1 protein-coding gene is annotated in these 404 nt (G+C 68.1%); it reads right to left on the reverse strand.

What is annotated here, in order from left to right; all coding sequences use genetic code 11:
• Nucleotides 1-404: ribonuclease HII (locus tag I6F37_RS42855; RefSeq protein ID WP_225154808.1), on the reverse strand; the 404-nt coding region annotated here is incomplete at both ends.

Genomic DNA, 404 nt, shown 5'->3' on the forward strand with positions numbered 1-404 from the left:
GTGCAGCGGGGTCAGGCCGTGGGTATCGAGCGCACGAATGTGCTCCGGTGTGGGGTAACCGCGATTGCGTTCCCACCCGTAGCCGGGCCAGGTTCGCGCATGGTCGGCCATGATCCGGTCACGGGTCACCTTGGCGACGATCGAGGCAGCGGCGATCGAGCGGCATTTGGTATCGCCGGTCACGATCGCCTTCGACGGCCGCTCCCAACGCGGGGTGGCATTGCCGTCGACCAGCACCCAGGCGGGGTCAAAGCCGAGCGCCTCGGCCAAGGCTTCGACCGCGCGGCTCATCGCCAGCATCCGCGCCCAGTAAATGTTGATCTCGTCAATTTCCTCGACCGAGGCGATCCCGACCCCGCGCCAGCCCCCGACCCGCTGGCCGATCAACCCAGCCAGCGCCACCA

Origin of the sequence: Bradyrhizobium sp. NBAIM08, from assembly GCF_020193935.1 — a bacterium.
Classification (GTDB): Bacteria; Pseudomonadota; Alphaproteobacteria; order Rhizobiales; family Xanthobacteraceae; genus Bradyrhizobium; species Bradyrhizobium yuanmingense.